Origin of the sequence: Streptomyces sp. NBC_00414, from assembly GCF_036038375.1 — a bacterium.
Lineage (GTDB): Bacteria > Actinomycetota > Actinomycetes > Streptomycetales > Streptomycetaceae > Streptomyces.
Genome location: NZ_CP107935.1, coordinates 10,176,880 through 10,197,632, shown reverse-complemented (window position 1 = coordinate 10,197,632; position 20,753 = coordinate 10,176,880). Strand labels below are relative to the sequence as shown.

Here is a 20,753-nt window from a genome sequence, read left to right as displayed (position 1 = left end):
CCGGGAAGGGAGGATATCGAGATCGTCTTCAAAGGGCACTGAATACTGTTCAACGCCTAGGCCTCGCCTAGGCCTCGCCTAGGCCGGGTTTCAGGTAGGGGGTGACTCTTGGGCGGAGAGTTCTTCGGCCAGTTCCATACAGCGCAGGCGGGCTGGGGAGAAGTCGTAGGGCATCTTGCCGATGGCTTCGAACGCGCTCATAGACTCAGCCTCCTGCCTGCCAGGGCTGAGGTCGGCCTCGTCCTCGCCGTCATCGGCGGTAGCAGGGTGCGAAGTGTCCCAGGCGTCGAAGAGGGCATCGTCGTCCTTCCCCAGGCCGGACTCCTCGATGACGGCCTGCAGGGCGTTTTCGAAGGCATGTCGCTCGACGGCCACTTGAGCCACCCGCGGATCATCGACTGGGACGCTGTCGTCGAGTGCCTCCTCGGCGTCATCGATGCGGTCGGAATCCTCCCGCAGCGCGGGATGCGTGGCCAGGACGACGAATCGGCTGGCCTGGAGGGCCGCGCCGAGCGGGCCGAAGATACGCTCAGTGACCAGCAGACTGTCCAGGTCCGCCTGGCGCAGGGAGCCCTCGGGCAGGTTCTTGAGACGGTCGGTGACGAAGTCGGAGAGCAGGCCCGTCCGGCTGCCTTCGGTGCGCATGCGCTGCACAGCGGTCCGCTGCCGCCGCAATTCCGCCTCCTGCTCGGCGAGGGTTTCCTCCAAACGCTCCAGGATGCCCGCGATACCGTCTCCGCTGTCAGTGTCCGCACCGGTGGAGGCCGTGCCGGTGGTCAAGGCGTGACGGATGTCGTCCAGGGCGATCCCGGCGTCGGCCATCTTGCGGATCCACAGCAGGCGGATCATGTCCTCGTACCCGTAGCGGCGGCGGTCATCGCCGCCCCGCTCAGGCTCGGGGAGCAGGCCGATCTCGTGGTAGTGGCGGATCGCCCGCGGCGTGGTACCCGCGAAGGCCGCCGCGTCACCGATCTTGACCTGGCGGGGTGGCACGAAAGACGGAGGCATGAGCAAGGACCTTTCCTCAAGGGACCGGGACGCAAGTCCACCGGACCACATGCCGCTACGGAAGGTGCAACCCCTACACCGCTCCGCGCCAATGTCAGGAAACGCGCCCTCCCTCCGTAACGGCTGCAGGCCCGTCCGTTCTTGCCAGGGCATCCGCACGACGGCAGACCGAGGGTTCACAGCCACTGATGAATCGCCGCGACCCGAACCGTCCCCTCGAACCGTACCGAACGGCGGTTTTGTCGGACCGGGTCGCCACAGCCCCGTACTGCTTGAGACGGCCGATCCGAAGCGACACGTCGTCGACCACTCACACCTCGGGCGTCACCGTCTGGACCGAATACTCGGCGATCCGCCGTCGGACCGGCCTCCACTCCCACGGGGGCCGGCTGACGAACTGCTGCGCAGCCTGCATGTCGCCGTCCGGCAGTCGCCCGGCCATCGACTGGATCGACTTGCGCCGGCCGTCCAGCATCAGCCCCCGCAGATGGCACTCGCCCACTACCAGGGGCTGCCGACCGAGGTACCTGGTGAGCGCGGCCTCCTGCCGAACGGCGTCGCGGGTCAGGTTCCAGCCGCCCCCTGCCATGGATTACAGCCACGAGGCCGTGGCCCTTCAGCCGGCCCAGGACGAACCACGGTGATCTCCACCGAACTGCCCGTCTCGGAAGCCCCGCTGAGTCAGGGGTACGACGCCGCGACACGCGACGGTCCTTCGTTCAACGAGCATTTCAAACACCGTTTCACCACGGTCGACGCCCGGCAGATGCCCTACGTGGTGGGCGGCGACGGACCTTGGCCGCTCGTGCTGCCGCACGGATTCCCCGAGACCCCGGGCGCGGAGATCCCGCACGCGCTGAAGGTATGGCCGCGCTACCACGCACCTACTACGCCGCCTTCGTCCGTGATCCTGACGGCAACAACATCGAGGCGGTCTGCGAGCGTCCCGAGCAGCCGTTCCTCACCCACGTTCGACGATAGCGACACCTGCCGCTCGGCGAGGACCGTCGCCACCCTGGACGGGCCCCTGGCTTGTCAGGAGGCCCTCGACAGCACCCCTACTTCGCAGCCGAATCCGACCGCGAAGCGCCCGCCCGGTGCCGCCGCCAGTGAGTGCACGGGGAACGGGAGCAGGTGGTCGGTACCGGCGGGGCAACCCGCGGTGAGATCGCGGAACCGCACGGTGCGGTCATCGCCGAAAGCCGCGATGAGCCGTCCGTCGGCCATCGCTGAGACCGCCAGCGTGTTGCCGGAGCCTGACTCCGGGGCCAGGGCGTCGCGGATCTCCTGTCCCGTGGACAGGTTCCACAGGCGTATCGTCCGGTCCCGGCCCTTGCTGATCGCGAGGGGAACTCCGCCCCGGGTGGCGGTGGCCACGGCGGTCACCCAGTCGGTGTGGCCGGTCAGGGGTTCACCGAGCTGCCGGCCGGTGGTGAGGTCCCACACTCGCACCGTCTTGTCCCAACTGCCCGTCACTCCCACGGGCCGTCCGTCGAGAACCGCGGTGGCGACGGCGGTGATACGGCTGGAGTGACCGGTGAGAGGTGCGACCAAGGGCTGTCCGGTGGTGAGGTTCCAGACACCCACGACGCGATCGCTGCCTGCGGTGAGGGCGACGGGCAGGCCGTCCAGGGTCGCCGTGGCGATGGCCAGGACTCTGCCGTGGCCGCTGGAGAACGGTCGGCGGACGGATCGGCCGGTGGCAAGCTCCACAATGTGCAGGGTGGCGTCGGGAGTGGCCGTGACGACGACTGGCTGTCCGCCGACCACCGCCGTCGCCATGGTGGACACCTCCGTACTCAGGGGGTCGGAAGTCTGCGAGCCGGTGGTCAGATCCCAGGTGCGCACGGTGTGGTCCGCACCCGCGGTGACGACCACGGGGACACCGTCAAAGGCTCCTGTGGTGACCGCCAGTACGGATTCGGTGTGTCCGGCACGCAGCCGGGCGCCGTTCCCCTGAGTAGTGGTGATGTCCCAGGTGCGCACCGTGCGGTCCTCCCCTGCCGTGACGGCGACGCAACGTCCGTCCACCACCGTGGCGGCGACGCCCCACACCTGCCCGGTGTGCCCGGTGAGGGGTTCACCCTCCTGTTCGCCGGTGGAGAGATCCCAAACGCGTACAGTGCGGTCGCGGGATGTCGTGACCGCCAGGGTGCGCGTCCCGACAGGGGCGCTGTCGATGGCCCACACTCGGTCGGTGTGACCGCTCAGCGGACTGCCCGCGGGCGAAGGGTCGAGCTCGTACCGAGGCGTGACGGTACCGTCCGGATCAGGGACGAGGGTGACGGGCGTGTCCCCCAGCACCAGGCTCCGGGAAGCATCCCTCACCTGGATTTCCCAGCTGGACTCGGCGACGACCAGGCCGTTCGTTCGGGCGGAGAGCAGGCTCGCCAGGTCGACGTGGTCTCCCGGGCCGCCCTTGATCAGTTCCTTGCCTGCGGTTGCTTCCAAGGGGATGCTGCGTATGTTGCGCGTACCGTCAGGACCCGTGGAGTCCATGGGACTCGTCGGCAGGTCCCACAAGCGCAGTGTGTGGTCCACGCCCACGGCGAGCGCGACACTGCGCTCTTCAAGGGTCAGTGTCGGGGACGGGCCATGGGGAAAGAAGACGGGGACGAGGTCGCCGACGAGTTCCGGTGAGCCCTCGTAGTGAGTGTCGAGGACCACGACCCGGCTGTCGACGACCGTCAGGGTGGACACTGTGTCGGCAGCTGCCAGGGCTGACACTGTGTGTTCGTACTCGTCATTCGCCAGCAACTCCCGCAGGTCGGCTGCCAGAAGCACGTGGCGGTCCAGGTCCCACACACGGCGTGCCCGGCCCTCCTTCTCGGTTACGGCGATGTCCCGACCTTCGAGGTTCCACGGCCCCTCGGCCGGCAGGCACTCGCCGACCTCGCGGCCGGTGGCCAGGTCCCACACCTGCGCGGGGTGGTCCGGTGGGCACGTCACAACGACTTGGCGTCCATCCAGCACCCCTATGTCCACCATCCAGGGGAACACGCCGAGCCGACTGCCGGTTGCCTGATCCCACACACCCAGCGTGCGGTCCGCCTGGACGGCCAGCACCACGTGCCGACCCTCCAGCACCAACTGCCCGAGCCCCAGGGCCAGTTCGCCCGCGGAACGTCCCGTCTGCGGATCCCACAGTCGCCCGGTTCCGTCAACGTGGCAGGTGAGGACCAGGGGTTGCCCGTCGACCACGACCGTGGCCAGGGCCACCAACTCGGGCGACAACGACGACATGGGGTCGGGAGGAGCTGCCGTCAGCGTATGCAGTCGTTGCCCCGTCGCCAGGTCCCAGACGCACACCGTCGCGTCGCGGCTCGCCGAGACGACGACCGGACGCCTCTCGACGACGGCCGTCGCCACTGCGACCACAGGGGCGTCATGACCGTCCAGGGAGCGGAGCAACCGAAGGTCGGACGCGGAACCGCACGTCCAGTCCACCCGCCAAGAGGCCGGCTCATGCGAGGAAGTCACTTCCCGGGACACGTGATCAGAACTTTCCGTCATGGCCCCAAAACTACGGGGCCGGACTGACAACGCCCCTCGGAATACGGGCCGCTCGGCATGGCGTCGAGAACGCGCCCGCGTTGGCGTGGGCGTGGGCGTTCAGATCCTGCACGGCCGCGCACTCCCTGCTCGGGGGTACGCACACCGGACCTTCGCCTGGCTCCACCAGTTCAAACGCCTGCGGACCCACTAAGCAATACGCGCCGACCTCCCCCTCGGCCTGCTCCAACTGGCCCGCAGCACGCTCTCCTTGCGACGGCTCCGAACCTCATTTTGAAACGATCAGTCAGGGGATCTCGTCCCCTCACCCAACGAGTCAGAGACGGTGCAGCTGCGGCCGATCGCGTCGTTGCTCCCAGGGGAGGGTTCACGTAGGACTCCAGGTCCTGGCATGCGCGGGCTAGGTTGGGCAGGGGAGCCCCAGAGCGGCCATGAGGGTTGAGGAGAGCTCTTCCGCGAACAGGGCCGACCCGGTGAGCGTCAGCCGGACGACTTCCTCGTCGGGTGTCAGTCCGGCGGCGGCCGACCAGGCGAGGGCACGACCACGGCTGGCGCCCCCCCGTCCGCTCAACGAGGTTCACCAGACTGCGCGGACCGGCGTCGGCGAAGTCGGTGACCTGCCAGCCGCCCGCCAACAGCTTCGTGTCGTCGATGCCCGTGAACCCGGCCGCGCGCATGAGTTGGTGCTGGTCCCCCGTGTACCGGGGCGTCAGTGATTCGCCTGAATTTCCCACGGCCGCAACGTAGCGGATGCCTCTGACAAGCCAACTCGCACCGCTCAGACGCCGGAAAAGAAAACCGGAACAGAAAACCGGGACAGGAAGCCAGGACAGGTGAGCCCTCGTGCACCCTGTCGGTCAGGGTGCTGACGAGGAGCAGGAACAGGCCGTGTCCGGATGAGCCCTTGGTCCGGATCAGTGATGGCCCTCTTCCTACGCCCGCGCTTGCTCCTCCATTCGACTCCTGCATCCGATTTCCTGCATCCGAGCGTTGCACTCCGCGATGATCCCGGCAGCGTCACGGACGGTCTTTTGCTGGTCGCGAAGGCGCTCATGCCGCACAACGGTGACCAGGCAGTCGAGGCCATGTCCGCGAGGCCCCGCGGCTCGACAGCACCCAGGGGTGCGGCCGCCACCCCGCGGGAGCACCCTGCCGACTTCTTACCTGTTCTGCTTGCTTGGAGTGCACGCCAGGGCCCTAGCGTTAAAGGCGTGCCGGTATCACCAGGGTCTCGCCGGTGTCCCAGAAGGTTACCCAACTTCTGTACCGGCTCCCGGCTGACACGAAATAGGCAAGAGCCAGACGCCCGATAGCCCAGGAGCACCTCTAATGCGACAACGCAAACCAGAACAAGACCTCGAAGTCCCGGCTCTCGGGTTCGGCTGCACGGGCATGAGTTTCCTCTACGGTCAGCCACCACGGCCCCGGCAAACTCGTGACTGAAACACCGACAGCTGAACCGAACACCCGACGCGTCATCCCGCACCACCAACCAGAAGGCCGGCAAGTGGTAGACAAGCAATTCACAACGCATGCAGAACTTTTCGATCTGCGTGGAAAGCGCGCGCTCGTCACCGGTGGCACCAGAGGCATCGGGATGATGATCGCGCGTGGCCTTCTCCAGGCGGGCGTCCGCGTGGTCATCAGCTCACGTAACGCAGAGGCGTGCGCTCAGGCGCAGGAACAGCTGTCCACATTCGGTGAGGTGCGGGCCATCCCCGCCGACCTGTCCCGTCACGACGAGTGCCGGCGACTGTCCGACCTCGTCACCGCCGATTCGGAGCGTCTCGACATCCTCGTCAACAACGCGGGCGCCCTGTGGGACGAGCCGCTGGAGACGTTTCCGGACGAGGCCTGGGACACGGTCGTCGACCTCAACCTGAAGTCGCCGTTCTGGCTGGTCCAGGCGCTGCTGCCCGCGCTTCGCAAGGCGGGTACCGCCGACGATCCCGCGCGGATCATCAACATCGGCAGCATCGCCGCCATCCACATCCCACAGCGGCCCAACTACTCGTACTCCAGCAGCAAGGCCGCTCTGCATCAACTCACCAGAGTGCTCGCCAAGGAACTGGGACCGCAGCACGTCACCGTGAACGCCGTGGCCCCGGGACCGTTCCCGTCGGCGATGATGGCTGCAACCCTCGATGAGTTCGGCGAGGCGATCGCGGCGTCGGCCCCACTACGCCGGATCGGCCGCGACGACGACATGGCGGGTGTCGCCGTGTTCCTCGCCAGCCGGGCAGGCGCATACCTGACGGGCACCGTGATCCCCGTCGACGGCGGCATCGCCACCACCGCGTAGGCCGCCCAGGCCGCCCAGGCGAGGACATAATCGACGTCAACGAGCCGACACCAGAATCACCGAACGCGTTCAGCGTTTGGTCGTGTGCGTGCGGCGCCGGCTGCGATCGAGCCAGGCGACCGTCTCACGGCAACGCTCCGGTCGCGTTGCTCGATCGCAGCCGGCGCCGTCGACGACGGTAACGACTGGTGACGATGGGGACCGCTGGGTACAACGCTTCAACAGTCCCGGCATCCACAGGCGCGGGTCTCGGGGACGCCGTGGTCGAAGACGGTGGCTCAGAAGACGGCGGTACGCAGCAGGGCCACGGTACGGGGATGTCCCGAACTGGAGGCAAAACTGAATCCGTAGGAGATGACGACGCCAGTACGGGCGGTCGCTCTGCGGAACTGTGCCAGCGACGGTCCTCCGACGGAGTCGAACGTCGCCGCGACCGGTGCGGGGACCGCGGCGGCGTTCGGCGCCCATGTCGCGCCGAGCGCTTCGACCTGAGCCCGGCGCGAAGGGCTGGACGTGCCATGGACGGTGACGCCGGCGTGGGCGGCGAGCTGACACAGCGCCGACCCGACCCCACCGGCCGCTCCGAGCACGAGGACACTCTGCCCCGGTCGGGGTCGGCCGACGACGCCCGCCACCGCCGGAACCTTGTCCAACAGCGGCAGTAGTTGGGGGACGTCGTGGCGGTTGCCGCCGGTCAGCGACACCGCGAGCGGGATGCCCAGGGCGTCGGCCAGCACCTGGCGCTTGCTGCCCGGCCGCGCACGGTCGACCGGGCTGGGACCACTCTTGGGCCTCGCCAGGCCACCCGGGCATGGGAAGAATCGATCACCGCCCGCGACCAGTCCAACTTCCCTGCGGTCCGGAGCCGTTGGACCAAAGGCGGGAGACATAATTTCTGCTTGTGGTTCAGGGAATGAGACTGATCGGCACGCTGAAGATCTACAGGGCTGTCGCGACACGCTCGATAAGCGGGCGTTCGTCTTTCAAAGGCACGGTCACCCTTGCAGCAGTCCGGCTATGGCTCCGCTCGTAAAGCTCAGCGCAGGAGTCGAGTCACGGTGCCGGATCCAGCAGCACTACCGCGCTGACGGAATGCGAAAGGCTGCGCTTCCTCCAGGGCAACGGGTTCTTCGAGGGTGACTGTCACTTCGGCCCTGTGAAGGGGCCGCACCACATCCACCCCATGAAGCGTGACAGTGCCCCACACTGCCGCGCTGCGGGTGTAGAAGCGAAGGTGATCGCCGGACACTACATCCGCACCGCCCTGTTCCTCGGACAGCAGCGTCATGTCCGCAGCGAAGCAGGCGTGGGCGCTGATCGAGCCCGGAGTCGCAAGCACGTGGCCCCGCTCCACCCCATCCGCCGCTACGCCACGCAGCAGCACCCCCACGTTCATGTCCACACCGGCCTCGTCAATACGTACGTGACTCGCGTCGATGGCCACCACACGGGCGGTCGCGCCGCTCCCCAGGCCGACGATCTCCACCTCGTCACCCTTGCGTACCCGCCCGCGCTCGATCCGGCCCGTCAGCATGACCATCCTGCCCTGTCGCAGGCAGAAGACATCCTCGACAGACATCAAGAACGGCCTCTCCACCGCATTCACCACTGACTGACCTACAGATCCACCCACGGCTCCCCCGTGGCTCCTACGTAACTGCACACGCAGCAACTACCACGGACCGAGGCTAACAAGGCGTACACCCCGTACAGCCGAGAGGCTCCGACGCATTCCAGACGGCGACCTACCGGACACGCTCCAGCGTGGTGGTGACTGGGCGAAACCACGAAGGCGACGGCCGCCTTCGGCAACAGTCTCGGGACGGACCCGCCACGACAACCAGAGCAGCAGATATCTGATCGGGCAGGCGAAGGCGGGCACTGCGTGGGCGACCGAACAGGTGTAGTTCCACTCGGAGTTTCCGTCACACCGCCTCACCGCTCCGTCGAGGCCCCCACGCTCATTGCCACCACTGCCGTCGCTACGCGCTCACCGCAGCATGTCGGCCCGCCCTGTCCTCAGATCGACAGAGACCCTCAGCGGCCCCCACGAACGCTTACAGGAGTGCCCGTGAGGAGGCCGGAACTCGAAGATGACGGCGTGCTTCTCCTTGCGTCGAGCCAGAGCCCATCTGGAGGGCGCTCGCACCTTCCAGGGATCATGGCCCTCGGTGCGACCGGCGAAGAAGCTGACGGCTACCTGCTGAGCCTCGGCAAGATCCATTCTGGGGAAGTTAGCCCATTGAGCATCGCCCTGTGGAACCCGCTGATGAAGCTGGCATGCCAGTCGTGCCCGGCAAGGTCGCGGTCGCCGCACCCGCTACAGCCGTCCTCGCCGTGGATGTGGCCCGCCATCTTCTGGCGCACCGCTGGGCGTTGGCACACCGGGCCGCGCCGAAGGACCTACCGAGCCAGGAACCTCGCGGCCTCCTGCATCAAGGGCGGCGGCAGGTCGGTCAGTTCCGAGACGATGACGACCAGATCCCGACCGAGTTCGGGCCACTCCTTCCAGACTGCCGGACTTCTGGTCAGAACGGCGGACAGCAGATCGCCCTCGTACATGTCGCCTTCAGCCATCGGGTCGTCCCGCAGCACCTCCAGCGCGAGCGGCAGAAGGCAGGCAAGTCCCACGTCCTGCCCGATCAGCAGACGCATGTCCTCGGCCGTCAGCTCGCCGATCGGCCGGCGCCGTAGGGCATGCACCGTCGCAATAAGGCGAGTTGCGTCGACCGGGGACGGCCAACGGTCGTGCTCGATCTCCTCCAGAGAGCGGGCCCGGCCTACACGTTGAGTCACCGGTCGATCGTCCCATGCCGCGGATCTGGAACGCCCGCATGATCGGGGTCAAATCACCGGGATACGGCAAGGTGACGCAGGAACGGGCCGTCAGGAGGAGGACGGGCCGCCCGTGTCGAGGAGAGGGACGTCGCCGACAGTGAGGTCGTCCCGGACTGCCGGTAACCGGTAGCCGGTAGGTATTCGAAGTACGCGGCATTCGCCGCCTGTCGTGGGTGCCTGATAGATCCTTCCTATGACGTTCTTGGTGGTTGTCGAGAGTGACGCGGGCGGGTGGCGCGTTGATCGGGATGGGCTGACTCAGGCCATCTGTGCTCGGTGGACCGAGGCTGACATCGACTCGACGCATCGCAGCGCAGTACGCAACCTCATGTGGGAGTTCGAGACGGAGAACGGCTCGGGTGAGGCGTTCCTGCACGAAGACGGTACGTGCTTCTACATGGATGTCCGGCTGGAGGACGCGATCTGGTTGGCGATCACTTTTCGCAGGCTGACGCCCCCCGGTCTTGACCTGGTGTTCTGCGACGAGAGTTACACCTTCGACGTCCGTCTCAAGGCAGGGACGACGGAGGCCGAACTCATGGAGTTGGTGGCAGCCGCCGGATGGACGAGGGCCAAGCGCCCGGAGCCCGTGGGTGCCCCGGGCCGGTGAAAGCGGGAAAGCTTTGGCCTTGGTGTGGACAGAGTATGGACGAGTTCGGAAAAAGTCCTTACTGTGTCCGTCGCGACGGCACGAGATCTCATACGTCCCGTACGCCACTCTCCGTATCCGGTGCGACGGCGCGCACCGGCAGCGGTGGATCTTCTCACTCGTCCATCTGCGTTCCCCCATGCCGGGGAGCGAACAGGAGGCCACGTGTATCCACGGCTGTTAACCGGGCGACTCGGCAGACGCCTGGCCACGACCATCATCACCTCACTTCTGGCACTCGGGCTGTCCGCCCCCACGGGCTCGGCCGCCCCGACCGACCGTTCCGCCAACGCTCTTCCCCCACAGGAGCCGGGTGTCACCCTGCGTGTCTTCGACATGCAGGTGCCGCTTGAGAGGCTCTGTGAACTCAAGCCCGGCCAGACACCGAACGTCGACAAGCTGATGCCGGTGATCGACTGGTCCTCCGACGCGGACTTCGGCTTCAGCGCCAACTTCGTGTCGCAGACGATCGCCAACCTGAACGTCCCCACCGCCGGGACGTACACCTTCCGGCTCACCACCGACGACGGCTCCCGGCTCCTCATCGACGACCAACTCGTCATCAGCCACGACGGGTTGCACGGCGCCGATCCGAAGGACGGCAACGTTGTCCTGACGGCCGGATACCACTCGGTCCGCATCGACCACTTCGAGAAGGACGGCGGGCAGCAGGTCACCCTCGCCTGGAAGCCGCCCTCCGCCACCGCCTTCACCGTGGTGCCCAACTCGGTGCTCAGCACGGACGCCGACGTCGTCCGGGTCACGGCTCCGGGACGCAAGGAATGTGAACTGGCCGGCGACTCACCGGGCGACGGCCTGCCCCTGACCGGCGTGCACCCGAACTACACCCTGACCAACCTGCGGCCCAGCGGGTTCGAACCGCAGGTCTCCGCCATGGACTGGCTTCCCGACGGCAGGCTCGCCGTGACCACCTGGGGCGGCTCGGAGAACACGACCGGCGAGGTCTACCTGCTGAGCAACGTCACCGGCAACACCGGGCCGGACAAGGTGACGTACAAGAAGGTGGCCTCGGGGCTCAAGGAGCCCATGGGCATCAAGTACGTGGACGGCAAGCTGTACGTGTCGCAGAAGCACGAACTGACCGAACTCAACGACACCAACGGCGACGAGGTGACCGACACCTACCGGCGCGTCGCCACCTGGCCCTATGGTGGCAATTTCCACGAGTTCGCGTTCGGCCTCCTGTACAAGGACGGGTTCTTCTACCTGAACCTGTCCGTGTCCATCAACTACGGCGGGGCGACGACGAATCCGCAGCCCGCTCCGAACCGCGGCACCACGATCAAGGTCAACAAGGCCACGGGGGCCGTCAGTTACGTGGCCGGTGGGCTGCGCACCCCGAACGGCATCGGGTGGGGCCCCGACGGTGACATCTTCGTCACCGACAACCAGGGCGGCTGGCTGCCCTCGTCGAAGCTGGTCCAGGTCAAACAGGACCGCTTCTTCAACCACTACACCAACCCGGCGGGCCCGTTCGACTCGCAGAACGTGACCAAGCCGGTCCTGTGGCTCCCCCAGAACGAGATAGCCAACTCCCCCAGCACTCCACTGCAGTTGAGCGACGGGCCGTTCGCCGGCCAGATGCTGTTCGGCGACGTGACGTACGGCGGCATCCAGCGCGGATACCTGGAGAAGGTCAACGGCGAGTACCAGGGCGCCGTGTTCCGCCTCACCCAGGGCCTGGAGGTCGGGGTCAACCGGATCAGTGTCGGTCCCGACGGCGCCCTCTACATCGGCGGCCTCGGAGCGGACGGCAACTGGGGCCAGGAAGGCAAACTAAAGTTCGGCCTGCAGAAGCTGACACCGTCCGGAACCGGCGCCTTCGACATCCGTCAGATGCGTGCCGTCAACGGCGGCTTCGCTCTTGAGTACACCCAGCCCATCTCGACCGAGACCGCCGCAAGCCTGGCCGCGCGCTACAAGGTCAAGCAGTGGCGTTACGTGCCCCGGTCGGACTACGGCGGTCCCAAGGTCGACGAGGAGACGCTGACCGTCCAGTCGGCCACCGTCTCCAGCGACCGCAAGACGGTCACTCTGGCCATCCCCGGCCTCAAGCCCAACCGCGTGGTCCACGTCCGCTCGGCCCGCCCCTTCAGCTCGGCCGACGGCAAGCAGCTGTGGAGCACCGAGGCCTGGTACACCATGAACCAGCTCCCTGGTACACCGTCCCGCACCGGAGAGGTGAAGGGCCTCAGCAAATGCCTGGACGTGGACAACGCCAACACTGCCGACGGGACCAAGGTCCAGCTGTGGACCTGCAACAGCACCGTGGCCCAGGAGTGGTCCCTGCTCGGCACCGGCGCTGTTCGCGCGCTGGGTAAGTGCCTGGACATCGACAACTCGGGCACGGCCGACGGCACGAAGGTGCAGCTCTACACCTGCAACGGAACCGCGGCCCAGATCTGGCAACCACAGACCAACGGCACACTGCGCAACCCGCAGTCCGGCAAATGCCTGGACGTCTCCGGCGGCGCGTCGGCTGACGGCACTGCGGTCCATTTGTGGACATGTGGCAGCCAGCAGAGCCAGAAGTGGGTCCTTTCATAGAGGGCCCACCGGACCGTAGAGATCCCACCGGACCGTAGAGATCCCACCGGACCGTAGGGGTCGCACCGGATCCTAGGAATCCCCCCAGAGGGCCCACCGGAAGGTGACAGTTCCACAGCGCCGAGGGCCGCGAATACACGGCCTTCGGCGCACCATTGGGCCCCACGAAGCGCTTGCGTACCCACGTCCGCGCAGGTTTGACGGCCGGCGACGGTTTCGTCCGCTCAGACGGCGGTCCTGCGGCGGCGAAGGCAGCGGACGCCTTCGATGGCGCCGGTCACCACAAGCGCCAGTCCCACACCGACGCCGATGGCCAGTGGCGTGTTCTCCTGGAACACGACGCCGCCGAAATAGCCGGTGAGCGCGGTGTAGGCGCTCCAGGTGGCGGTGGCGAAGGCGACGAACATCAGATACTTGCCCACCGGGTAGCCGACGAGGCCGGTGGAGAGGGTGGCCAAGTAGCGTCCCACCGGGATGAACCGTGTGGTCACCAGCACGAAGCCGCCGCGGGCTTCGAGTTCGCGGGCGAACCAGTCGTGGGCTTTGCGGCGCTTGGAGCCGGGTGGCAGGCGCTTGAGTACGGGTTCGCCCAACAGCCGTCCCACCACATAGGGAACGAGGTCGCCCAGGAGGGCGCCGAGCGTCGTGGCGGCCACGACGAGCACGATGTCGGTTTCTCCGGTGGCGGCGTAGACGCCCGCCACGATCACGACGGGTTCGCTCGGGATCAACGGGAGGAAGGAGTCGAGGAAGGAGACCGCGATGAGCACCGCGTACAACCACGGTGAGGTGATGACCGATTCGGCCAGTTCGAGCCAGCCGATCATAAGGTGTCGGTCTCGGTCGGCAGGTACAGGTGAATGGTCATGGGTCATCTCTCCCGGGATGGTCAGTGATCACCGCGTACCGGCGCACGCAGGGTGATGGTGATGCGGACGGACCGCGGCACGCAGGATGGTGCAGACGGACCAGGCACTCTGGATGGTGCGGACGGACCGGCGCACACGCAGGATGGTGCGGACGGACGGATGGGCCAGGTCAGAGGTCGACGGTGAGGTCGCGGGACCGTGCTCGTGAGACGCAGCAATACATCCGGCCGGGCGGGGCGCCGATGTCGTCGCGGTGCTCGGGCTCTCCGCCGACGAGCGTGATCTCGCAACTGCCGCAGACCCCTTCGCGGCAGCCGGACGGTATGCGGAATCCCGCATGGAGCAACGCGTCCAGCACGGACTCCTGCGCGCTCACCTGCACGGTCCGTCCCGACCGGGCGCAGTGCACGTCGAAGGGCTTGTTGGGCGCGAACTCCTTGGCGGCCGGCCGGAAGCGCTCGGTGTGCAGCCGCTGTGCGGGGAACGCCGCCGCGGCCGCGTCGAGCATCGACGCGGGACCGCAGCAGTACACCCGTGCCCGCGGGCCCAGAGCTGCCGCCTCCGCGGTGAAGTCGGGTCTGCCGTGTCGGCCGGTGATGTGCAGGCGCACCCGGCTGCCGTGCGCGGCGCGCAGTTCGTCGGCGAACGGCATCGCGGTCACGGACCTGCCCACGTACACCAGCGTCGCCGAGGCGCCCGCGTCGACGGCCGCCGTCAGCATCGGCACAAGGGGGGTGATGCCGATCCCTCCGGCGACGAAGAGGTACTCCGGTGCGGACCGCAGGGGGAAGTGGTTGCGCGGTAGCGACACGTCGAGAGTGCGGCCCTCGTCGAGGAACCGGTGGACGTACTCCGAGCCGCCCCGGCTGAGCCGGTCGTGGCGGACGGCGACACGGTAGGTGTTCCGGTCGGCCGGATCTCCGCACAGCGAGTATTGCCGGGTCAGCCAGTTGGGCAGTGTCAGATCGATGTGCGCGCCCGGTTCCCAGGGGGCCAGCGGGCCCTCCGCGCCGCGCAGGAGGAGCGAGACGGTGTCCTCGGCCACCGGCTCCACCGTTTGGAGAATGGTTCGTTGTATGGCCATGACCGCCCTCAGTACAGGTGCCGGTAGTCGTCTTCGAGCATGTCCGTCAGCATCAGCGGATCGGCGTCGAGGTTGAACTGGTCGGCGGCGATCTCCCCGATCGACGGCATCTCCGCGGCCAGGGCCTGGCTCGCCGGATCCCACAGCCGGGAACGGATCAGCGCGCGGCCGCAGTGGAAGAAGACCTCCGTCAACTCCACGACGATCGCCAGCTCGGCGTCCTTGCCCTCGATGCGCATCCGGGCCAGCACGTCCGGTTCGTCGGTGGGATAGGCGCGACCGTTGGCACGCAGCACCTCGCGCATTCCTGGAATGACGAACATCAGACCGATGCCGTCGTTTTCTGCGAGATTCCGGAAGGAGTCGGCCAGTTGGTTGCCCGGCCGGTCGGGGATGACGAGCGTGCGCTCGTCGAGCACCTTCACGAATCCCGGGTAGTCCCCGCGCGGAGAGCTGTCCGGCAGTCCCGAGGCGTCCGACGTGGCCATCGCGAGGAAGGGGGAATGGGCGATGAACCGGCGCGCATGCCGGTCCAGACGGTCACGGACCTTGCGTTTGATCATGTCATCGGGTTCGCCGATCCGGGCGCGCACCGCCGCGTAGGAGAGGCGGCGCGGACGGGCCTGTGGGTTCGTATCCATGAGGGTCATCAGTTGGTTGTGAGCTTCCGTTCGGTGTTCTCGTACTCGCTTCGGTGTTCTCGTACTCGCTTGGGATTTGTCGTACTCGCTTGGGATTTCTCGTACTCGCTGCGCACCGGCTTCGAGGTCGGCGGACGACGTCGTACGGCAGCACCACGTGCGCTTTCAGGTGTCGTTGGCCTGCACGTCGTGTGCGTCCGACGTTAGGCAGAGCAGCTGATTAACACCAGTGCAAGCTTGTTATGAAGTCATTGCGCCAGTGATAATCCGCAGATGGACCATGTCGATCTGAACCTCATCCAGGCCCTGGACGCGCTGCTCACGGAGAACAGCGTGACGAAGGCCGCAGAGCGCCTGCACACCTCGGCGCCGGCGATGAGCCGCACCCTGGCCCGGTTGCGCCGCGCCTTCGGCGATCCGCTCCTGGTGCGGGCGGGACGCGACCTGGTACCCACCCCCCGGGCCCTGGAACTGCGCCCAGAGGTGCACGCGGTCGCCACCCGGGCGCGCGCCCTGTTCACACCGTCGACCACCGCCGACCCCCGCACCACGGTGCGTACGTTCGACCTGCAGGTCGACGACATGCTGTCGACGACCTTCGTCCCGTCCCTCATCGACGACCTACGGGTGCAAGCTCCCGGCATCTCCCTGCGGTTGCGGCCGGAGGACCTGGAGGACACCCCGGCCCTGCGCGAAGGGCTGGTGGACCTGGAGATCGGAGTCGTGCGTCCGGGGGATCCGGAGATCCGCCTGGAGACGCTCCTCACGGAGACGTTGATCGGCGTGGTGCGCTCGGAACACCCACTCGCCAGGACGAAAACCGTCACGCCACAGCAGTTCGCGGCCGCCGACCACATCGTCGTGTCGCGACGTGGCCGAGCCCACGGCCCGATCGACGAACGGCTCGCCGAACACGGGCTGTCCAGACGTGTGGTGGCCGTGGTCCCCGGCGTCGCGACCGCGCTCTTCCTGGCCCGCGAAACCGACGTCGTCAGCCTCGCCCCGGCCCACCTCGGACGGCCGATGCTCACCGCCCTCGGGCTGTGCACATTCCCGATCCCCCTGGTGCTGCCACCCCTGACCGTCGGCATGGCATGGCATCCGCGCAACCATCACGACCGCACGCACCAGCTTCTTCGCGAACGGATCCGCCACATCATGACCACCGCTGCGGAGCCGGCTCCGCCCTCTGCCAACCGGCCTGTGGGTCCGCGACAACGCCCAGCACGCCGATGAACGGAAGACCGCCGCACACGTCACAACCCTTGACGCACCCCGCCTGCGGAACGAAAAATTACCCCCGCCGCTTGACAACGTTGTCTAGCCCATACGGAGAGGCGCCTCTCGTGTCCCACATACCCCCTCCTCCGGTCGCCCGACGCCGGTTCGTCCAACTCCTCGGCGTCTCGGCGGGCTTGGCCGCGCTGCCTCTGACGGTGGGATCCATCGCCGCCCATGCCGAGGACCGTTCCGGCGGGCTCGCGGGCCGATCCGGCGAAGCACCGGACGAGGTGGCGGCCGTCTACCATCGCGTCCTGCTGAACCACACCCGCTGGTCCGAGCAGCAATGGGACCAGGCACGCGGGTACTACACCGACAAGGACTTCGGTTTCGCCGTGGTCCTGGGCCATGCGGTCCTCCTCACGCACGGCACGTACGACAGCGACCGCGCCGGCGTCGACGAGCAGACTCTGCGGACCCGGACCCTGGCGACCATCAAGCACTTCGCCGCCTCCAACCGGCTGACCGGCGGCACCCAGTGGGGCCGCAAGCTGTTCTTCGACACGACCTTCCAGTCGTACTTCGTCCTCGCCGCACGACTGCTGTGGAACGAGCTCGACGCAGTGACCCGAAGACACGTCGACACCATCGCGCGCGAACAGGCGGCCTACACGGCCGCGTTGGGCACGGGCGACGACCCGGACTCCGGGGACTGGACCCCCAACGGCCTCTCCGGCGGATACCAGAAGGACACCAAGCTGGAGGAGATGGGCGTGTACGCCCAGGCCCTCGCCCCCGGTGCGGCCTGGGCAGCGGACGACCCCCGGCACGCCGACTGGCTGGCCGCGTACGGCACTTGGTCGCGCAACGAGGCGGGACTGCCCCCGGCGGACCTCGCCAACCCGGTCCGCGTCGACGGTGTGCCCGTCACCGAGAACACGGCCCGCAACCTGTACGACACGTTCATCGTCGAGAACCACGGATCCTTCGGCCCGCACTACCAGCAGGAGCTGTGGCGTACGTCGGGACGCAACGCCGCGCACTTCATCGCCGCCGAGCGCCCGATGCCGCAGGTACTCACCCGGCAGCCGAACGCCGACCTCCTGTGGCGCACCCTCCTCGGCGTGATGAGCGACGCCGGAGAACCGCTGATGCCCATGGTGGCGGACCGCGAGCACCTCTACGGGCGAGACGTCATCCCGCTCGCCTTTCTCGCCCAGGTCGGGGGCGACCGGGCCGCGGCCCGCGCGGAGCGCTCGTTGGCCTCGCGACTGGAGGCGTACCAGGCCTACCCTCCGGAGTACCGGCTGGCGAAGTTCTCGGGCGAACCGAAGTACGAGCCGGAAGCCAGGGCCGAGTTGGCCATCAGCTACCTCCTGCACGTGTGGGCGGCCAAGCAGGGGCGCATGGTCCGCCCGCTGTCCGAGGCCGAGTTGTTCGCGCAGGCTTCCGGGGTCACCGACTTCGGAGCCGGGCCGGGTCTGGTCTCCCACCAGTCGTCCGGAGCCTGGGCCGGCGCCGTCTCCAAGCCGGGCTTCGTGAAGTTCGCCTGGCAACCGGCACACGACGACTGGCTGTTCAAGATCAGCGGAGCCACCCCGATGTTCCTCCCGGCCGTATCGGGCAAGGTCGAAAGCCGCCGAGTGCACACGTACAGCCGGGTCCGCGACGGGTTCGACGGCAGCGCGACCGTGCTGCGGTTGGGCGCGGAGTACGCCGGGTGGACCACTCTGCCCTCCGGCGCCGTCGTCTACGCGACCACGGGCGTCGCCGCCGGCGAGGGTCACCTGGAGTTGCACAACCTCACCATGCCCGGCGTCGCCGGGCTGTCGGGCTCCCGCACATACCGCTTCGAGGAGGGCAGCGCCAAGGTCACGGCGCAGGACGCCCGCCCGCCGGTGCCCTCCCCGCGCGTGGACGACCTCACGTTCACACGGACCGAGGTACGACACCTGCGCATGAGCGGGGTCCGGCCCGATCCGGCGTACGGGTACTCGCTGTTCGCGTTCGAGGCACGCGACGGGGCGGCGGGCACCGACCTCGCCCGGGGCGCGACGGCCACCGCGTCGTCGTTCGACCCCGGCAAGGAGCCGGCCCTGGCGGTGGACGGGAACGTGACGACCCGATGGGCCGTCTCGCGGGCAGAGCGTCCTCGCGCGGACAGTTGGCTCTCCGTCGACCTGGGCGGATCACACTCCGTGGACCGGGTGAGTCTGCGCTGGGAGGCCGCCGCGGGGCGCGCCTACGTTCTGCAAGGGTCCATGGACGGCATGGAGTGGACGGACCTGGTGTCCTGGCCGGTCCCCGACGTGTCGAGCCGAGGTGGCTGGCTCGACGTCGACGGCCGTGCGGGACTCGTGGTCCGGGACTCGAAACACCAACTCGCCGTGTACGGCGACACCGTCGTTCTGGCGGACGGACCGGCCGCACCCCTGCTGGTCGAGGGATTGCCCGACGCCTCCCCCGCCGCCCTGCGTGAACTGGCCGGCCGTGCCGCCCCGCACGCCACGGACGGTGCCGTACGTGCCGCTCTCACGGACGGCCACCTCAGCCTGTTCAACCTCTCCGGCCGGGCGATCACCACGCACGTCGCGATCCCGCAGTCCCGGTCGCGCCTGACGTTGTTCGAAGGTCGGCAGACGGTGAGCGCGTCCGGCAGCACCTACGAGGCCGCACTCGCCGCGGCCTCGGCCTCGGTTCTCGCGCCGCGGCTGTCGCTGCGCCCGCTGTCCGGCGGTCGTCTGCCCGAGGGTCTGCGCGCGGAGGTCGTCGACGCCTCCACGGTCCGGCTCAGCGGGCCGTCCTGCCGCCTACAGGTCGTCGGCCTGAACGCCGGCGCGGTGGTCGTGGTGCGCTCGGGACGGGTCACCACCTGCACGCTGCGGGACACGCCCGCCTATCCGCTCAGCGATCTCGCTCTGGGGCGCACCGTCTTCCCGACATCGCCTCTGCCGCCGGGCATGTCGGACCCCTCCGCGGCCGTGGACGGTGATCCGGGCACGGCATGGACTCCCGGCCCTGACGGTCGGATGGTCGTCGACCTCGGCGCAACGCAACGGATTCGCAGCGTCCGCACGCAGTGGACGAGAGGGCGGGTACCCGGGGTCCGAGCAGAGGTCAGCACCGACGGGCTGACGTACACGCCGGTCGGGCGGCTGGCCGGGACGGGGCGAAGCCGGTATCTGAGCACGGACACCGACGCGCGCTACGTCGCCGTAGTCACCGAATCCGGAGCGAGCGCGGGCGCGCGCCTCGTTGAACTCTCGCTGCGTTGAAGGCTTTCCCGGCACCGTGCTTGACGATCGCCATCTGGATTCTTGACTGCAATATCCACGCACGCTGACCGTAGGGGATCCCGAGCACGAATCCGTTCCCGTGGCCAACGGCCACGGGAAGTACGGCCGCCTGTTCTGGCAGCGCGGCATCCGACCTGTGCGGCACCGGCGGCGGACGTCCACGGTCCGGAACTCCACCGCGCGCCGGCGGGGCCGGTCGATCTGGGACTGGCACCCGGGTGGATCTCCACCCGGGTGCCACGGCCCCGACGGTTGAGGCGGGCGGCGACGGGGGGGGCGATGTGGCCGGCGAGGTCGTCCAGCTGACGGGCGACGGCCTCCCGGTAGCGCTCAGTCGTGTCAGCAGCGACCGGGCAGAGGTCGCCGGGCCACCTCGCGCGCTTCGTCCGGCGTCAGGCCCAGCATGCGCAGAACCATTTCCGCCAGGTTCGAGGCCGCTTCGTCCCCGTCGAGGTCGGGACGGTCGAAGCGCAGCTCCACCAGTGACAGGAGTGTGCCGCCCACGGCGGAGAGGGCCACTGCGGGGTCAAGTGCGGTGAAGCGGCCGGAGGCGATGCCCTGTTCGAGGTCGCGCAGGCCGCGGGTGGTCAGGCCGTTGTCCGCGTGCAGGTAGCCGAGACCGCGCTGGCGCACGATCTGCATCATCTCCGGGAGAAGGGGCCCGTGCCTGCCAGACTCCCGTCTCGCACAGCCGCCACCGTCAGGGCACCGGTGGCCGGCGCCGCACCCACCCACAGCCCACGCCGCCAACTCCTCATCGGCCG

General features: G+C 68.1%; 13 protein-coding genes and 3 pseudogenes. 5 read left to right on the top strand and 11 right to left on the bottom strand.

Annotated elements, in window-relative coordinates:
* Window positions 1-90: 90 nt before the first annotated feature.
* The 3 genes and pseudogenes from OHS59_RS43655 to OHS59_RS43645 all read right to left on the bottom strand — a co-directional run bounded on the left by OHS59_RS43655 (window position 91) and on the right by OHS59_RS43645 (window position 4,521).
* Window positions 91-1,008: a MerR family transcriptional regulator gene (locus tag OHS59_RS43655; RefSeq protein ID WP_328498890.1), complete on the bottom strand. Its 918-nt coding sequence runs from the start codon at window positions 1,006-1,008 to the stop codon at window positions 91-93.
* Window positions 1,009-1,321: 313 nt separating this feature from the next.
* Window positions 1,322-1,507 (bottom strand): annotated as a pseudogene (locus tag OHS59_RS43650) (transposase); the annotation flags it as partial.
* A 536-nt stretch (window positions 1,508-2,043) separates the two neighbouring features.
* Window positions 2,044-4,521: a WD40 repeat domain-containing protein gene (locus OHS59_RS43645; RefSeq protein WP_328498889.1), complete on the bottom strand. Its 2,478-nt coding sequence runs from the start codon at window positions 4,519-4,521 to the stop codon at window positions 2,044-2,046.
* A gap of 1,507 nt (window positions 4,522-6,028) precedes the next feature.
* Here OHS59_RS43645 and OHS59_RS43640 point away from each other — a divergent pair.
* Window positions 6,029-6,823 carry an SDR family oxidoreductase gene (locus OHS59_RS43640; protein ID WP_328499581.1) on the top strand — a complete coding sequence of 265 codons (795 nt, stop codon included), beginning with the start codon at window positions 6,029-6,031 and terminating at the stop codon, window positions 6,821-6,823.
* A gap of 278 nt (window positions 6,824-7,101) precedes the next feature.
* Here the strand turns inward: OHS59_RS43640 and OHS59_RS44675 are convergent, their stop codons facing one another.
* The 4 genes and pseudogenes from OHS59_RS44675 to OHS59_RS43620 form a co-directional block, all read right to left on the bottom strand.
* A complete protein-coding gene (locus tag OHS59_RS44675) occupies window positions 7,102-7,458 on the bottom strand; it encodes a zinc-binding dehydrogenase (RefSeq protein ID WP_443061685.1) in 357 nt (118 codons plus the stop codon).
* Window positions 7,432-7,700, bottom strand: a pseudogene (locus tag OHS59_RS44670) (transposase); the annotation flags it as partial. The gene OHS59_RS44675 and the pseudogene OHS59_RS44670, both read right to left, overlap by 27 nt.
* A gap of 159 nt (window positions 7,701-7,859) precedes the next feature.
* Complete coding sequence (locus tag OHS59_RS43625; RefSeq protein WP_328498888.1) at window positions 7,860-8,402, bottom strand: EF-Tu/IF-2/RF-3 family GTPase; 543 nt, start codon at window positions 8,400-8,402, stop codon at window positions 7,860-7,862.
* An 824-nt stretch (window positions 8,403-9,226) separates the two neighbouring features.
* Window positions 9,227-9,619, bottom strand: a complete 393-nt coding sequence (locus OHS59_RS43620; protein WP_328498887.1) for a contact-dependent growth inhibition system immunity protein — start codon at window positions 9,617-9,619, stop codon at window positions 9,227-9,229.
* 370 nt (window positions 9,620-9,989) lie between these two features.
* On the opposite strand from OHS59_RS43620, the gene OHS59_RS43615 reads away from it, so the two are divergent.
* The gene (locus OHS59_RS43615; protein ID WP_328498886.1) at window positions 9,990-10,271 is read left to right on the top strand and encodes a hypothetical protein; all 282 of its coding nucleotides are present in this window, start codon (window positions 9,990-9,992) and stop codon (window positions 10,269-10,271) included.
* A gap of 243 nt (window positions 10,272-10,514) precedes the next feature.
* A complete protein-coding gene (locus OHS59_RS43610; RefSeq protein WP_443061684.1) occupies window positions 10,515-12,878 on the top strand; it encodes a ricin-type beta-trefoil lectin domain protein in 2,364 nt (787 codons plus the stop codon).
* 224 nt (window positions 12,879-13,102) lie between these two features.
* Here the strand turns inward: OHS59_RS43610 and OHS59_RS43605 are convergent, their stop codons facing one another.
* The 3 genes from OHS59_RS43605 to OHS59_RS43595 all read right to left on the bottom strand — a co-directional run bounded on the left by OHS59_RS43605 (window position 13,103) and on the right by OHS59_RS43595 (window position 15,481).
* Window positions 13,103-13,705: a DedA family protein gene (locus OHS59_RS43605; protein WP_328498885.1), complete on the bottom strand. Its 603-nt coding sequence runs from the start codon at window positions 13,703-13,705 to the stop codon at window positions 13,103-13,105.
* 211 nt (window positions 13,706-13,916) lie between these two features.
* Window positions 13,917-14,825 carry a PDR/VanB family oxidoreductase gene (locus OHS59_RS43600; protein WP_328499579.1) on the bottom strand — a complete coding sequence of 303 codons (909 nt, stop codon included), beginning with the start codon at window positions 14,823-14,825 and terminating at the stop codon, window positions 13,917-13,919.
* 14 nt (window positions 14,826-14,839) lie between these two features.
* The gene (locus OHS59_RS43595) at window positions 14,840-15,481 is read right to left on the bottom strand and encodes an MSMEG_1061 family FMN-dependent PPOX-type flavoprotein (protein ID WP_328498884.1); all 642 of its coding nucleotides are present in this window, start codon (window positions 15,479-15,481) and stop codon (window positions 14,840-14,842) included.
* 264 nt (window positions 15,482-15,745) lie between these two features.
* On the opposite strand from OHS59_RS43595, the gene OHS59_RS43590 reads away from it, so the two are divergent.
* A complete protein-coding gene (locus OHS59_RS43590; RefSeq protein ID WP_328498883.1) occupies window positions 15,746-16,708 on the top strand; it encodes a LysR family transcriptional regulator in 963 nt (320 codons plus the stop codon).
* Between the two features lie 110 nt (window positions 16,709-16,818).
* Complete coding sequence (locus OHS59_RS43585) at window positions 16,819-19,968, top strand: discoidin domain-containing protein (protein ID WP_328498882.1); 3,150 nt, start codon at window positions 16,819-16,821, stop codon at window positions 19,966-19,968.
* A gap of 360 nt (window positions 19,969-20,328) precedes the next feature.
* Here OHS59_RS43585 and OHS59_RS43580 read toward each other — a convergent pair.
* Window positions 20,329-20,640 (bottom strand): annotated as a pseudogene (locus OHS59_RS43580) (TetR/AcrR family transcriptional regulator); the annotation flags it as partial.
* Window positions 20,641-20,753: the final 113 nt, after the last annotated feature.